The sequence below is a fragment of the Variovorax sp. V93 genome (assembly GCF_041154485.1).
GTDB classification, from domain to species: domain Bacteria; phylum Pseudomonadota; class Gammaproteobacteria; order Burkholderiales; family Burkholderiaceae_C; genus Variovorax; species Variovorax beijingensis_A.
This window is the reverse complement of record NZ_AP028669.1, coordinates 3,371,048-3,385,576: the sequence shown is the minus strand read 5'-3', so window position 1 is coordinate 3,385,576 and position 14,529 is coordinate 3,371,048. Positions and strand designations below refer to the sequence as shown.

At 67.7% G+C, this 14,529-nt stretch carries 15 protein-coding genes; 7 read left to right on the top strand and 8 right to left on the bottom strand.

The window, feature by feature from the left end:
* Positions 1–46 precede the first annotated feature (46 nt).
* Positions 47–829, top strand: a complete 783-nt coding sequence (locus ACAM54_RS16085) for an SDR family oxidoreductase (protein WP_307698050.1) — start codon at positions 47–49, stop codon at positions 827–829.
* A 22-nt stretch (positions 830–851) separates the two neighbouring features.
* Complete coding sequence (locus ACAM54_RS16080; protein WP_012748385.1) at positions 852–1,274, top strand: thioesterase family protein; 423 nt, start codon at positions 852–854, stop codon at positions 1,272–1,274.
* 9 nt (positions 1,275–1,283) lie between these two features.
* Here ACAM54_RS16080 and ACAM54_RS16075 read toward each other — a convergent pair whose 3' ends face one another.
* Together ACAM54_RS16075 and ACAM54_RS16070 are read right to left on the bottom strand one after the other, a co-directional pair.
* A complete protein-coding gene (locus tag ACAM54_RS16075; protein ID WP_145744666.1) occupies positions 1,284–2,636 on the bottom strand; it encodes a HAMP domain-containing sensor histidine kinase in 1,353 nt (450 codons plus the stop codon).
* Positions 2,633–3,307 (bottom strand): response regulator transcription factor, encoded by a 675-nt coding sequence (locus ACAM54_RS16070; RefSeq protein ID WP_145744667.1) that lies wholly within the window; start codon positions 3,305–3,307, stop codon positions 2,633–2,635. The genes ACAM54_RS16075 and ACAM54_RS16070 overlap by 4 nt, the downstream gene beginning before the upstream one ends.
* A gap of 149 nt (positions 3,308–3,456) precedes the next feature.
* On the opposite strand from ACAM54_RS16070, the gene ACAM54_RS16065 reads away from it, so the two are divergent.
* From ACAM54_RS16065 to ACAM54_RS16055, 3 genes are read left to right on the top strand one after another with little or no spacing between them, the layout of a single operon-like run.
* On the top strand, positions 3,457–4,182 hold the full coding sequence (locus ACAM54_RS16065) for a phosphatase PAP2 family protein (RefSeq protein WP_369648226.1): 726 nt from the start codon (positions 3,457–3,459) through the stop codon (positions 4,180–4,182).
* The gene (locus ACAM54_RS16060) at positions 4,169–4,738 is read left to right on the top strand and encodes a phosphatase PAP2 family protein (protein ID WP_369648225.1); all 570 of its coding nucleotides are present in this window, start codon (positions 4,169–4,171) and stop codon (positions 4,736–4,738) included. The genes ACAM54_RS16065 and ACAM54_RS16060 overlap by 14 nt, the downstream gene beginning before the upstream one ends.
* A 57-nt stretch (positions 4,739–4,795) precedes the next feature.
* Positions 4,796–6,547, top strand: coding sequence for a phosphoethanolamine transferase (locus ACAM54_RS16055; RefSeq protein WP_369648224.1), 1,752 nt, complete (start codon positions 4,796–4,798; stop codon positions 6,545–6,547).
* A gap of 12 nt (positions 6,548–6,559) precedes the next feature.
* Here ACAM54_RS16055 and ACAM54_RS16050 read toward each other — a convergent pair whose 3' ends face one another.
* From ACAM54_RS16050 to eat, 5 genes are all read right to left on the bottom strand, one after another.
* Complete coding sequence (locus ACAM54_RS16050) at positions 6,560–7,138, bottom strand: peroxidase-related enzyme (RefSeq protein WP_369648223.1); 579 nt, start codon at positions 7,136–7,138, stop codon at positions 6,560–6,562.
* 62 nt (positions 7,139–7,200) lie between these two features.
* Positions 7,201–8,460: a haloacid dehalogenase-like hydrolase gene (locus ACAM54_RS16045; protein WP_369648222.1), complete on the bottom strand. Its 1,260-nt coding sequence runs from the start codon at positions 8,458–8,460 to the stop codon at positions 7,201–7,203.
* Between the two features lie 85 nt (positions 8,461–8,545).
* Complete coding sequence (gene eutC / locus ACAM54_RS16040) at positions 8,546–9,328, bottom strand: ethanolamine ammonia-lyase subunit EutC (protein WP_369648221.1); 783 nt, start codon at positions 9,326–9,328, stop codon at positions 8,546–8,548.
* Positions 9,325–10,719 (bottom strand): ethanolamine ammonia-lyase subunit EutB, encoded by a 1,395-nt coding sequence (locus ACAM54_RS16035; protein ID WP_369648220.1) that lies wholly within the window; start codon positions 10,717–10,719, stop codon positions 9,325–9,327. Before ACAM54_RS16035 ends, eutC begins: the two co-directional genes overlap by 4 nt.
* A 13-nt stretch (positions 10,720–10,732) precedes the next feature.
* On the bottom strand, positions 10,733–12,154 hold the full coding sequence (gene eat / locus ACAM54_RS16030; RefSeq protein ID WP_369648219.1) for an ethanolamine permease: 1,422 nt from the start codon (positions 12,152–12,154) through the stop codon (positions 10,733–10,735).
* 163 nt (positions 12,155–12,317) lie between these two features.
* Between eat and ACAM54_RS16025 the strand changes: the two genes are divergently transcribed.
* Positions 12,318–12,686, top strand: a complete 369-nt coding sequence (locus ACAM54_RS16025; protein WP_307698045.1) for an FKBP-type peptidyl-prolyl cis-trans isomerase — start codon at positions 12,318–12,320, stop codon at positions 12,684–12,686.
* A 39-nt stretch (positions 12,687–12,725) separates the two neighbouring features.
* Here ACAM54_RS16025 and ACAM54_RS16020 read toward each other — a convergent pair whose 3' ends face one another.
* Positions 12,726–13,478, bottom strand: a complete 753-nt coding sequence (locus ACAM54_RS16020; protein WP_307698044.1) for a glucose 1-dehydrogenase — start codon at positions 13,476–13,478, stop codon at positions 12,726–12,728.
* A gap of 125 nt (positions 13,479–13,603) precedes the next feature.
* Here ACAM54_RS16020 and ACAM54_RS16015 point away from each other — a divergent pair, with 125 nt between their 5' ends.
* On the top strand, positions 13,604–14,521 hold the full coding sequence (locus tag ACAM54_RS16015; protein ID WP_369648218.1) for a LysR substrate-binding domain-containing protein: 918 nt from the start codon (positions 13,604–13,606) through the stop codon (positions 14,519–14,521).
* Positions 14,522–14,529 lie beyond the last annotated feature (8 nt).

Below are 14,529 nucleotides of genomic sequence, written 5' to 3'. Positions count from 1 at the left end.
GGCGTCGCCTCGGCGACTCGGCAACGGCTCAACAGGACCCCCTTTCATGGCTTACAGCATCGATCTTTCGGGCCGCGTGGCCTTCGTCACCGGCGCTTCCAGCGGACTGGGCGCACAGTTTGCCAAGACGCTGGCGCGCGCCGGCGCCGCAGTGGTGCTCGCGAGCCGCCGGCTCGAGAAACTGAAGGAGCTGCGCGCCCGCATCGAGGGTGAGGGCGGCGACGCGCACGCCGTCGAGCTCGACGTCACCGACATCGGCAGCATCAAGGCCGCGGTGGCGCGCGCCGAAACCGAGGTGGGACCCATCGACATCCTGGTCAACAACTCGGGCGTGAGTACCACCCAGCGCCTTTCGGACGTTACGCCGGACGACTACGACTACATCTTCGACACCAACGTGAAGGGCTCCTTCTTCGTCGCGCAGGAAGTGGGCAAGCGCATGCTGGCACGCGCCGACGGTTCGGCGCCCGGCACCTACATCGGCGGGCGCATCATCAACATCGCCTCGGTGGCGGCGCTCAAGGTGCTGCCGCAGATCGGCACCTACTGCATGAGCAAGGCCGCGGTGGTTCAGATGACCAAGGCCATGGCGCTCGAATGGGGCCGCTTCGGCATCAACGTGAATGCGCTGTGCCCCGGCTACATCACGACCGAGCTCAACGAGGACCACTGGGCCTCCGAGGGCGGCGCCAAGCTCGTGAACATGCTGCCGCGCAAGCGCGTGGGCAAGCCCGAAGATCTCGACGGCCTGATCGTGCTGCTGGCCAGCGGCCAGAGCCATTTCGTGAACGGCGCGGTCATTGCGGCCGACGACGGGTTCGCGCTCTGATCCTTTCCATCAAAGCCCACCGATGAGAATCGAAATCCCCGAGAAGAAAAAGTTCGTGTTCGAGATGTCCATCCCCATCCGCTGGGGCGACATGGACGCCATGGGCCACCTCAACAACGGCACCTACTTCCGCTACCTCGAAACTGCGCGCATCGACTGGATCCGCTCGCTCGGCATCGAGCCCGCGCCGGGCGGCGAAGGCATGGTGATCGTCAACGCCTTCTGCAATTTCTACCGCCAGATCGAATATCCCGGCGACGTGCTGCTCAAGATGTACGTGAGCGATCCGGCACGCACCACCTTCGAGAGCTGGGCCACCATGGCGCGCGCCGAGGCGCCCGAGGTGATCTGCGCGGCCGGCGGGGCCACCACGATCTGGGTCGACTTTCCGAAGCAGAAGGCGCTGCCCTTGCCCGACTGGCTGCGCGCGGTGGTGAGCGAGTAGGCCTGGCCGCTAGGCCGGCCGCAGCACGATGCGCGCCTCGAAGCCGTGGGCGGCGCCGGGCGGGGGCGATGCCAGTTCGAGCCTGGCGCCGTGCTTCTCGACGATCGTGCCCACGATCGACAGCCCCAGTCCGTAGCCCGCGCGATCGGAGCTGTGGCGTACATGGCGCTGCTGCAGCGTGGCGAGCTGCGCGGCGCTGACGCCCGCGCCGAAGTCGCGCACCGCGAGCGTGCAGGGCGCCATCACCTCGATCACCACGCGGCCGCTGCCGCCGTAGCGCAGCGCGTTTTCCACCAGGTTGCGCAGCGCGATCGCCAGCGCGTCGACGTCGCCCGAGGCAACCGGCGCGGCGTCGTCGGGCACCTTGAGCGCGAGCCGCTCGCTGATCTGCGGGTCGTTCCAGAAGTCCTGCGCCACGGCACCGGCCAGCTGCACCAGGTCGACCCGTGCGCGAGCGAGCGAGGCGGCCGATTCCGCGCGCGAGAGCTGCAGCAGCTTCTCGGTGCGGTGGCTGAGCATCTGCAGCGCATCGAGCGCCGCCTGCACGTCGTTGCGCTGCAGGTCGTGCTCGAGCGCGGTCTGCAGCCGCAGCCGTGCGGCGGCCAGCGGTGTTCGCAACTCGTGCGCCGCGTTGGCGGCCAGCGCGCGCTCGACGTCCAGCGAGTGCGACAGGCGTTCCAGCAGGCTGTTGACGTGGTCGCCGACCGCGCGCAGTTCGTACGGCAGGCCGGGCAGCGTGATGGGGCGCAGGTCGGAGCCGCTGCGCTTCTCGATCTCGCCTGCGAGCTGCTGCAGCACGCGCAGCTCGTTGCGGGCCACCCTGCGCAGCACCAGCGCCAGCAGCGGCAGCACGGCACCCAGCGGAATGATCAGCCCGAACAGCGTGCGGTTCAGCGCCGAGCGCCGCTCGTCAAGCGGATCGGCCACCTGGAAGTAAAGGCCCAGCGTGGGATGCCGCACCGTATAGATGCGCCAGGTCTGGTTGTTGGCGAAGCCCGCGGCCAGCGGCACGTCGAAGGCATCGGTGGGCGCCTCGGCCGAGCGCAGCAGCACGTGCTCGTGGATGTCCACCACCTGGTACATCACAGCGTCTTCCGAGAACAATTGCTTGGGCGCGATCATCGGCGCGTCCGGCGTGGCGCCCGAATGCTGCAGCTTGCCGAGCTCTTGCAGCGCCATGTCGAACATGCGGTGCGAGACCTCGACCAGTTCGTTGTCGAAGTTGTGGTTGATCTCGCGGTCCACGTACCAGACCACGGCCAGCACGCAGAGCATCCACACGCCGCCGACCCAGAGGATCAGTGTGCGCGTCAGGCGGCCGGCCAGCGTGTCGCGGTCGTCCTTCGGGCGTGCCGCGGTCATTCGTCGTCGCCCGACGAGGTCGACAGCCGGTAGCCCAGGCCGCGCAGCGTCTGGATGTGGTTCTTGCCCAGCTTGCGCCGCAGGCGGCTGATGAACACTTCGAGCGTGTTGCTGTCGGCCTCGTCGCCGAAGCCGTAGAGCGCGTCGGCCAGGTTCTCGCGCGTGTGGATGCGCTCGGGCCGTGTGGCCATCACGCGCAGCAGGGCCCATTCCTTCTGCGTGAGGACGACCGGGTTGCCGTCCTTGCGGACCCTGTCCTGCGCCAGGTCGATCTCCAGTGTTCCCAGGCGCAGCACTGGCGAGCTGCCGGCGCTGCGCCGCCGCTCCACCGCGCGCAGCCGGGCCAGCAGTTCGGCCGGGTCGTAGGGCTTGATGAGGTAGTCGTCGGCGCCGGCGTCGAGCCCGCGGATGCGGTCGGTGACCTGGTCGCGCGCCGTCAGCACGATGACGATGGGCGGCTCGCGCAGCGCGCGCACCTGGGGCAGCAGCGACAGGCCGTCGCCGTCGCCCAGGTGCAGGTCGAGCAGCACGGCGGCGTACTGCACCGAGAGCAGGGCACCGCGTGCCTCGGCGAGGCTGGACGCCACGTCGACCACGAATGCCTTCGCAACCAGGTAGCTGCAGACGGCGTCTGCCAACGCACTGTCATCTTCGACGAGCAATATGCGCACGCGATGGGGTCTTTCAAAAAAAACGCAGTCTAGCGCCGACTGTCGCGGGGCCGGGCGGCGTCAGTTTCCGTTCAGGGCCGCTTCAGGCTCGGTTCAGGCCACGAACGTAGGCTCTGGGGGTTTTCAGGCTTGCTGGTTTCTCTGTTCTCATGACGCGTGTCCCCAATCATCCAAATCCCTCGAATCTCCGCCTGGGAGCACTGACCTTCCTTGCATTGGTCCTGCTGCTGGCGTGGGACGCCACCGGAGGCGATCTCGCGCTGGCCCGCCTGGCGGGCACCCCCGTGGGCTTTCCGTGGCGCGACAACGCCTTCCTGGTGCATGTGATGCACGAGGGCGCGAAGGACCTGAGCTGGCTGTTCGTGATCGCGCTGTTCGCCGCCATCCGCTGGCCGCTCGGCGTCCTGCGGCAGCTGCCGGTTCGCGCCCGGGCGCAGCTGGCATTCACCGTGCTGCTCTCGGTTGTGGCCATCAGCCTGCTCAAGCATGCGAGCCACACGAGCTGCCCCTGGGACCTGAAGGAATTCGGCGGCGCGGCCAGCCATGTGTCGCACTGGGCATGGAAGGTCTATGACGGCGGCGCGGGCGGGTGCTTCCCGGCGGGCCACGCTTCAGCGGCCTTCGCCTATGTGGGCGGCTATTTCGTGCTGCGCCGGGTATCGCCGCGCGTGGCCATCCTCTGGCTCTGCGCGTCGCTGGCCGCGGGGCTGCTGCTCGGCCTGTCGCAGCAACTGCGGGGGGCCCACTACATGAGCCACACGCTCTGGACCGCCTGGATCTGCTGGGTGGTGGGCTTTGCCATCGACCTGGCCGCCGCACCTCGCGCTTTGCGGTTGGCCGCAGCCGAACCTGCTGTGCTGCATGCAGGCCCTTGATGCCGCCCTGTTCGCGCTGATCAACGCCAGTGCCGCGGCACCGGCGTGGAGCATCCATTTCGCGCGCTTTGCCTCCGACGTGCTGCCGGCCTTGCTGGCCACCGCGATCATCGGCGCGGCGGTGCTCGACCGCCGCCTGCGCTATGCCTGCTTCACCGCGCTGGTCAGCGTGCTGGCGGTCTGGCTCTTCGTGAACGTGTTCCGCTCGGCCATGCCGTTCCAGCGGCCCGCCTTCTACGGCCTGGGAATCCAGTGGGCGCCGCAGGGCGCGCGGCCGGGCTTTCCGAGCCTGCATGCCGCCTGCACCTTCGCTGCGGCGTTTTCGCTGTGGTGCCTGCCGTGGCGCGCGCCCATGCTGGCCGCGCTGGCGGTGGCCGCGGTGGTCGGGTGGAGCCGCGTGTTCCTCGGACTGCACTTTCCGCTCGACGTGGTCGTGGGGGCGATGCTCGCCGCCCTGATGTCGATCGTGGTGGAGCGCGGCCTGAGCCGGCCGCTCAACCTGGCGCTCAGGGCCTTCATGCGGCCCCGCTTGAGGGCGAGGCGGGCGCGAACCTGAACGCCGGCTGAACGCGCAATTCAGGCTGGCTTCAGTTGCGCTTCTTACAGTCGGTAGATGTCATTTTCAAGAATCGAGCCCGCGCCGGGGCGGGACGTGGGCGTGCCGGCGTCCGGCGCTTCCTTCCTGGCGCCCGCACGTGCGCTCTGGGCGCACATCGACCTCTGGCTGGCGCGGCCACGCTCGGCGCAGAGCGTGGTCGTCTGGCTCGCCATCTACCTTGCCGTGGCCGCCAACTGGCCGCTCTGGAACGAACTGGCGCGCATCGGCGGCGCACCCAGCACCTACCTGCCCACGAGCGCCGCCATGGCGGTGCTCATGGTGTGCGCCACGGTCGCGCTGCTGTCCTTCACGGCCTGGTCGCGCTGGATGAAGCCCTTGTGGTTCGCGGTGGTGCTGCTGGCCGCGTTCGTGCAGCACTACATGCTCGAGTACCGCGTGGTGATGGACCCGACCATGATCGCCAACGTGCTGCAGACCGACCCGAACGAGGCGCGCGACCTCATGAGCTGGCGCATGGCCTACCACGTGCTGCTGGTGGCGCTGCTGCCGGCGCTGGCGCTCTGGCGCGCGCGCATCGTGCCGATGCGCTTCGTCTCCAAGCTCTGGCGCAACGCGGCGCTGCTGCTGCTTGCGGTGGCCGTGGCGCTGGTGGCTGCGGTCTCGATGAACCGGCAGCTCGCGCCGCTGATGCGCAACAACGTCCACCTGCGCTACATGATGAACCCGGTCGCGAGCCTCTACTCGGCCGGCTCGGTGGTCATCAGGCCGATGTTCAAGCGCAGCCGCAAGCTGATTCCCATCACGGCCGGAACGGCGCTGGGCGCGAGCTACGCGGGCCAGGCGCGGCCGCCGATGTTCGTGCTGGTGGTGGGCGAGACGGCGCGGGCCGACCACTTCGGCCTCAACGGCTATGCACGCAACACCACGCCCGAGCTGGCGGCGCGCGGCGTGCTGAGCTATCGCGACGTGCATTCGTGCGGCACCAACACGCTCGCCTCGGTGCCGTGCATGTTCTCGCCGCTTGGCAAGCAGGGCTACGAGTCGCGCAGCGACGACTACGAGAACCTGGTCGACGTGCTGCAGGCGGCCGGACTGGCGGTGCTGTGGCTGGACAACCAGGCCGGCTGCAAGGACGTGTGCACGCGCATTCCCAATGCCTCGGCTTTCGACAGCCTCTCGCCCGCGCAGAAGAGCGCGCTGTGCGACGGCGAGGAATGCCTGGACGACGTCATGCTCAAAGGCCTGGACGCGCGCATTGCCGCGCTGCCCGCCGAGCGCCGCGCGAAGGGCGTGGTGCTGGTCATGCACCAGATGGGCAGCCACGGGCCGGCCTACTACAAGCGCTCGGCGCCGGAGGTCAAGCGCTACCTGCCCGAGTGCAAGACCAATGCGCTGGCCGAGTGCGGCCACGCGGAGCTGCAGAACGTCTACGACAACTCGATCGCGCAGACCGACCATTTCCTGGGCCAGACCATCGACTGGCTCAAGGCGCAGTCGAGCCAGTACGACCCGGCCTTGCTCTACCTGAGCGACCATGGCGAGTCGCTCGGCGAATACGGCCTGTTCCTGCATGGCGTGCCCTACAGCTTCGCACCCGAGGCGCAGAAGCACGTGCCGATGGTCACCTGGTTCGGTGCCGGCATGAGCGAGCGCCGCAAGCTGTCGCGCGCGTGCATGGAGGCGGGGCTCGACACGCCGCTCACGCACGACAACCTTTACCACACGGTGCTGGGGCTGATGGACGTGAGCAACCCCACCTACAAGCCCGCGCTGGACGCGCTCGCGTCCTGCCGGGGCAAGGCCTGACCCCCGCGCGGTCTATTTCTTCTCGCGCGGCAGCCGCCCCATCAGGAAGAACTCGGTGTTCGGCTGCATGCCGCTGAAGCTCGCGAGGCGGTTGCTCAGGCCGAAGAAGGCGGTGATGGCGGCGATGTCCCAGATGTCCTCGTCGTCGAAGCCGTGGGCGTGCAGCGCGGTGAAATCCGCGTCCTCGACTTCGTGCGAGCGTTCGCAGACCTTCATCGCAAAGTCGAGCATGGCGCGCTGGCGCGGCGTGATGTCGGCCTTGCGGTAGTTCACCGCCACCTGGTCGGCCACCAGCGGCTTCTTCTCGTAGATGCGCAGCAGCGCGCCGTGCGCCACCACGCAGTAGAGGCACCGGTTGGCCGCGCTGGTGGTGGTGACGATCATCTCGCGGTCGCCCTTGGTGAGCGAACCTTCCTCCTTCAGCATCAGCGCGTCGTGGTAGGCGAAGAAGGCGCGCCACTCGGCCGGGCGGCGCGCCAGCGCGAGGAACACGTTGGGCACGAAGCCGGCCTTTTCCTGCACCGCGAGGATCGCGGTGCGGATGTCTTCCGGCAGGTCTTTCAGCTCGGCGAGGGGGTAGCGGTCGGCCATGTTCTGTCTCCTGGGTGGCAATGCCAGGATCATAGGCAACTGCCCGCCGCCGGGCCTGCCGCCTACTTCAGTGCCTTGCCCTGGGTTGCGCCCAGCGACGTGTGCAGCTGCGAAGCCACCCACTGGCCGGTGTTGTCGTCGCGGCCCTGCAGCAGGTAGCGCGTGTCGGGCTTGCCGTAGTTCTGCACCGCCATGGCCGAGAACTTGCCGATGTCGGTCTTGGGGTCGCGCAGGCGGTTCACGATCAGCACCTTCTTCGTGTCGGCGAAGTCGGCCATCATGTTCTGGTCGCCCTCGCTGTCGCCGGCAATGAAGCTCGGGCCGTAGCCGTACTTGCTGACCAGGAAGCGCTGGATGTTCTTGGTCTTGCCGGGGCCCTGGGTCTGGTCGTAGCCGTGGCGGTACTCGGGCTGGATCACGCCGTTGGCGTCGCGCTCCAGCTCCATTGCCAGCACGCGCTCGGGCGGGTTGTTGTAGCCGAAGGCGGGGTTCGAGGAAATCTCCTTGATCACGTCGACGAAGGAGGCCGAGCACACCCACACGTCGAAGCCTGCGTTGCGGAACGCGGCATACAGCTCCTGCATCTCGGGCTGCAGCCGCAGGCCGTTCTTCCAGCTGACCGAGACCACGCCGGCCTGGCCCGGCAGCGCGGCCGGCGAGGTCCATTTCACCTTGGCCACGGGCTCCTTCAGCTGCCAGGCCACGGTGGCGGCCGTGAGCTTGCGCACCTGGGCTTCGGTCATGCCGGCGAAGAGGTAGGTGACCCAGGGGTAGGCGGTGTCGTGGTCGAAGGTGTCGCCGATGGCTTCGTAGAGAAAGCGCACCTTGGTGGTGAAGGCGATGTAGTGCGGGCTCAGCTTCACCGCGGCCAGCGGCTGGCTGCCCTTGAGACCGCTGTAGTTCTGGTAGAGCCAAGTGTAGCTGGCCACGATGTCGGGCACCACGCGGTCGATGTTCACGCTCTGGCCGGCCGCGTTGTTGTAGGCGGGAAGAAAGTCCTTCTTCGGAATGTTCTTGCGCAGCGCCACTTCGAGCTGCGCGGGCGTGGCGCCGAATACCAGGTTCTCGAGCTGGTAGATCAGCGAGGCTTCCTCGATGTCGAGGAACACGCTGGTGTTGTCCCAGTCGAAAACCACATAGGGCGGCCTGGCCGCGTTGTAGCCCGGGCTTCCCTTGCCGAGGCTGGCGATCAGGCCTTCGATCTGCGCCCGGTTGAAGGCGTCCCAGTGGCCGGTGTTCAGGCGCTGGGAAGGCACGCTGGCGCAGCCGGTGGCGACGAGCGCCGCGGCCAGGGGGGTGAGAAGGACGAGTCGGCGTTGCATTGTTTTTGACCTTGTACTTGTGCAGGGATGAACCAGGCCGCGAGCGTACGGAACGCTCGTGACAATTTGGCAAGGGGCTTGGCGCTCAGCGCGGCAGCGGTGTCGCCTGGCGTGATTCGAGCACCGCGAGATCGCTCTCGTCCTTGAGCCCGACGCCGGTCAGCCCCCGGCGTAACGCCTCACGCATCAGCCATGCCAGCTTGAACGCGGCGGCTTCGCAGGGCAGGCCTTCGGGGCGCACGTTCGAGATGCAGTTGCGCTCGGCGTCGTGGCGGCCGCGCTTGGGCGAATGGGTCAGGTAGATGCCGAGGCTGTCCGGCGAGCTGAGCCCCGGGCGCTCGCCGATCAGCATCACCGAGAGCGCGGCGCCGAACAGCTCGCCGACCTCGTCGGCCAGCGCCACGCGCGCCTGGGTGGCGATGACCACGGGAGAGAAGCGCGTCTCGGGCGGCAGCTGCGCGCGCAGCGCGGCCAGCAGCGGCGCGGCATGGCGCGCCACGGCGAGCGAGGAAAGGCCGTCGCCGATGACAAGGCACACATCGCAACCGCCTTTCGCGGCGGTCCGCAGGCGCTGCGCATCCGCGGGGTCGAGCTGGCGGCCGAGGTCGGGGCGGCGCAGGTAGGTGGTGCGGTCTTCGGCGCGGCTGCGCGCCCGCATCACCTGCCAATGCTGTTGTTGCAGCGTGGCTTCGAGTGCATCGACGTCGAGCGCCGCATGGATCGCATCGCGCGCCATCGCATGGGCCCAGCCGAAGCGCAGCGTCTCGTCGGTCGGCATGCCGGCGCCGGCGCGGCCCAGCGCGAGGCGCGCGGGGGTGGCCGAACGCCATTGCGCCCAGGGATTCGGCGTGACGGCGTCCTTGCTCATGGCGCGAGCGCGGCGAGCCCGCTCATGTCCGCCAGCAGGCGGTTGGCCGAAGGCGGCGCGAGTTGTCCCGCGGCATCGGTGATCTGCATGCGCTGCAGCCAGGCCTCGAACTCAGGGGCACGCTTCAGGCCCAGCGTCTGGCGCAGGAACAGCGCGTCGTGGAACGAGGTGCTCTGGTAGTTGAGCATCACGTCGTCGGCGCCCGGAATGCCCATGATGAAGTTGATGCCCGCGGTGCCCAGCAGCACCAGCAGGTTGTCCATGTCGTCCTGGTCGGCCTCGGCATGGTTGGTGTAGCAGATGTCGCAGCCGATGGGCAGGCCCAGCAGCTTGCCGCAGCAATGGTCTTCGAGGCCGGCGCGGATGATCTGCTTGCCGTCGTACAGGTATTCAGGCCCGATGAAGCCGACCACTGTGTTGATGAGCAGCGGCTTGTAGCGCCGCGCCAGCGCATAGGCGCGCACCTCGCAGGTCTGCTGGTCGACGCCGAAGTTGGCATTGGCCGACAGCGCGCTGCCCTGGCCGGTCTCGAAATACATCACGTTGTTGCCGACCGTGCCCCGGTTCAGTGCCAGTGCCGCGGCATAGGCTTCGTCCAGCAGCTCGGGCGTCACGCCGAAGGACAGGTTCGCCTTCTCGGTGCCCGCGATCGACTGGAACACCAGGTCCACCGGCGCGCCGGCCTCCGCGAGCTTGAGCGTGTTGGTCACGTGCGTGAGCACACAGCTCTGGGTGGGGATCTCGAAGCGCTGGATCACCTCGTCGAGCATGTGCAGCAGGCGGCCGAGCACCTGCATGCTGTCGGACACCGGGTTGAGGCCGATCACCGCGTCGCCCGCGCCGTAGAGCAGCCCGTCGAGCGTGGAGGCCGCCACGCCGCGCAGGTCGTCGGTCGGGTGGTTGGGCTGCAGGCGCACGGCCAGGTGGCCGGGCAGGCCGATGGTGTCGCGAAAGCGCGTGACCACGCTGCATTTTTTGGCGACCGACACCAGGTCCTGGTTGCGCATGAGCTTGGACACGGCTGCCACCATCTCGGGCGTGAGGCCTGGTGCCAGCGCCGTCAGCGCTTCGGTGGTGGCCTGTTCCGAAAGCAGCCAGTTGCGGAAGTCGCCGATCGTGAGGTGGGCCACCGGCGCAAAGGCCTGCGCATCATGGGTGTCGATGATGAGACGCGTGATGTTGTCGCTCTCGTAGGGAATCAGCGCTTCGCTCAGGAACTGCCTGAGCGGCGTTTCGGCCAGCACGTGGCGCGCCGCCATGCGCTGCTGCGCGGTGGCCGCGCCGATTTCCGCCAGGTAGTCGCCCGAGCGCGCCGGGCTGGCCACGGCCATGACCTGCTTCAGGTCGTCGAAGGCGAAGACCTGGCCGGCGATGGTGGTGCGGTAGCGCATCTTTCCTTCCTCTTCACAGAGTGCGCGTCGAGGAAAGCATCTCGTCGGGCGCCGCCGCCTTGCGCTGCGCCGAGGTCAGCAGGAAGTAGCCGTAGGCCAGGGCCATCAGCACCACGAACAGCAGCGTGAGCATGGCGTTGAACCAGACCATGGCGCCGAGGCAGACCACGCCGAGCCCGAGCGCGATGGCCGGGAACACGGGATAGAAGGGCGCTCGGTAGGTGCGCAGCAGGTCGGGCTCGCTCCTGCGCAGCCTGAAGAGCGCAGCCATCGAGATCAGGTACATCACGATGGCGCCGAGCACCGCCATGGTCACGATGTTGGCGGTGAGCGTCTGGCCGCCGAACTGCACCCACTCGTCGCTGAAGATGGCCACCACGCCGATCACGCCGCCGGCCAGCAATGCGCGGTGCGGCGTGTCGAAGCGCGGGCTCAGGCCGGCGAAGTAGCGCGGCAGGTAGCCCGCGCGCGCCAGCGCGAAGATCTGGCGCGAATAGCCCATGATGATTCCGTGGAACGAGGCGATCAGGCCGAAGAGGCCGATCCACACCAGCATGTGCAGCCAGCCGCTGTTGTCGCCCACCACCGCCTTCATGGCTTGCGGCAGTGGGTCGTTGATGTTGGCGAGCTTGCGCCAGTCGCCCACGCCGCCGGCGAAGATCATCACGCCGAAGGCCAGCACCACCAGCGTGACGATGCCCGTGGTGTAGGCGATGGGAATGGTGCGGTGCGGATCGCGCGCCTCTTCGGCCGCCATGGCCGCGCCCTCGATGGCCAGGAAGAACCAGATCGCGAACGGAATGGACGCGAAGATGCCCGAGATGGCCGCGCCGTTGAGCACGCTGCCGCCGGCCCAGCCGTTGGCAACGAAGTTGGCCATGGTCCAGCCCGGCGTGACCACGCCCATGAACACCAGCAGCTCGACGATCGCGAGCACCGTCACGAACAGCTCGAAGGCCGCCGCAATGCCGATGCCGATCCAGTTGAGCGCGATGAAGATCACGTACGCGCCCAGCGCGAACCACTTGGGGTTGATGCCCGGGAACTGCACGTTGAGGTAGGCGCCGATGGCCAGCGCGATGGCCGGCGGCGCAAAGACGAATTCGATCAGCGTGGCAAAGCCCGCCACGAAGCCGCCGGTCGGACCGAAGGCGCGCCGCGCATAGGCAAAGGGGCCGCCCGCATGCGGGATGGCGGTGGAGAGCTCGGTGAAGCTGAAGATGAAGGTGGTGTACATCGTGGCCACCAGCACCGTGGCCACCAGGAAGCCGAGCGTGCCGGCGGTGTTCCAGCCATAGCTCCAGCCAAAGTACTCGCCCGAAATGACCAGGCCCACGGCGATGCCCCAGAGCTGGACGGGGCCGAGGACCTTCTTCAGGTGGCCGGTACCTGCGGGAACAGCGGCTGCGGCCGGCGTGACTGCGGTGGACTGCATGGGGCTTCCTCCTTTTGCGGATGTTGACAGTGCGTATCCGGCAAAGCAAGGCCCGTTCCACCGCTGGCCATAATCGTGCCTTTCCAATCTCCCGAGGTGTTCAGTGAAGTCTTCCTCTTCTTCCTTGTCTGTCTTCTGTGCCGTCCTGGTTTCTCTGTGCGCGGTGTCCTCCGCCTGGGCGCAGTCGGCACCCGTCACCACGCCGAGCGGCCTGGTCTACCAGTCGCTGAAGGAAGGCACCGGTGCATCGCCCGCCGCCACCGACGTGGTCAAGGTGCACTACCGCGGCACCTTCCCCGACAGCGGCAAGGAATTCGACAGCTCCTACAGCCGCGGCGAGCCGACCGAGTTTCCGCTCAACGGCGTGATCCCCTGCTGGACCGAAGGCGTGCAGAAGATGAAGCCGGGCGGCAAGGCCAAGCTGACCTGCCCGCCGGCCATCGCCTATGGCTCGCGCGGCGCAGGCGGCGTGATTCCGCCGAATGCCACGCTCAACTTCGAGGTCGAGCTGGTTTCCGTCAAGAAGCGCTGAACCGGAGTGCTCGGTTCGTGAGCCTGGGGCGGGGCGTGCCTATATTTGCGCCATGCCTCCGTCGACGAAGAGCTCCGCTCCGTGCACGAAGCTGCTGTCGTCGGAGGCCAGGAACACCACGGCCTTGGCGATTTCGTCGGGCGTGCCTACCCGGCCAAGTGGAATGTTCTGCGCCTGTCCCTCGATGAAGCCTTTCACCTGTTCCGCCGTGAGGCCCAGCAGGTCGTAGGCCGGGGTCGGCACCACGCCGGGACTGACCGCGTTGACTCGGATGCCGGCATCCTTCAGGTCCACCGCCCAGCTGCGCGCGAAGCTGCGCACCGCCGCCTTGGTCGCACTGTAGACGCTGAAGGCGGGCGTGCCCTTGATGCTGGTGATCGATGCGTTGAGGACGATCGACGCGCCCTTCGGCATCAGCGGCAACGCCTTCTGCACGGTAAAGAGCAGGCCGCGCACGTTGGTGCCAAAGATCTTGTCGAAATGCTCTTCGGTGATCTGGCCCAGCGGCAGCAGGCTGCCGCCGCCTGCGTTCGCGAAGAGCACGTCGAGTCGGCCCTTTTGTTCCTTGATGGCGGCATAGAGCCGATCGAGATCGGCGGTCTTCGACACGTCGCCGAGCACGCCGGTCACGTTGCGGCCGATGGCTTTGACGGCTGCGTCGAGCTCGGCCTGGCGGCGGCCGGTGATGAACACGTGGGCGCCTTCGGCCACGAAGCGTTGCGCGGTGGCAAGGCCGATGCCGCTGGTGCCGCCGGTGACGAGGGCGATCTTGTCGCTGAGCTTGAGGGTCATGGTTTCCTTCTTCCTTGATGGCTGCAATGCAGCGTTGACGACGGAACGAAGTTTGGGCGCGACCCGCTCGCGGACCAAGACGCCTCGAAGGATATGTTTATTCACGAATCACTAATAATCCAGCGATGGACCAGATCACCGCCATGCGCGTCTTCGCCAGGGTGGTCGAGGCGGGCACCTTCACCCGCGCGGCCGACTCGCTGCAGATGCCCAAGCCCACCGTGACAAAAATGGTGCAGCAGCTCGAGACGCATCTGCGCGTGAAGCTGCTGCAGCGCACGACGCGGCGCGTGACGGTCACGCCCGAGGGCGCGGCGTACTACGAGCGCACCGCGCGCGTGCTGGCGGAGCTCGAAGGCATCGAATCGGACCTCACCAACGCGCAAGCCAATCCGCGCGGGCGGCTGAGGGTGGACGTCGGGTCCTCCTTTGCCAACATGATCCTGATTCCACAACTGCCGGCGTTTCATGCGCGGTATCCGGAGATCGAGCTCGAGATCGGCGTGAGCGACCGGCCCGTGAACCTGATCGGCGATGCGGTCGACTGCGTGATCCGTGCGGGCGAACTGAGCGACCAGTCGCTCGTGGCGCGCCGCATCGCGACCTTGCGCTTCGTGACCTGCGCGACGCCGGCCTATCTGGAGCGCCACGGCATGCCGAAGACGCCGGCGAACCTCGGCGACGGCACGCACTGCGTGGTGGGCTACTTCTCCTCGCTGAGCAACCGACCGATTCCGCTGCGCTATGTGCGTGGCGACGAGCGCATCGAGATCCATGGCCACACCGTGGTGGGCGTGAACGAGAGCACCGCGCACCTGACGGCCATGCTCACCGGCATGGGCGTGGCGCAGACCTTCGACGTGATGGCTGCTCCGTACCTCGCGAGCGGCGCACTCGTCGAGATGTTGCAGGGCTGGGCGCCGCCGCCGTATCCGCTGCACGTGGTGTACCCCACCAACCGGCACCTGAGCGCGAAGCTGCGGGTGTTCGTCGACTGGGCGGTGGAGCTCTTCGCGCCCTACAACCAGCCGGGCAGGCGCTGAAGTATCGG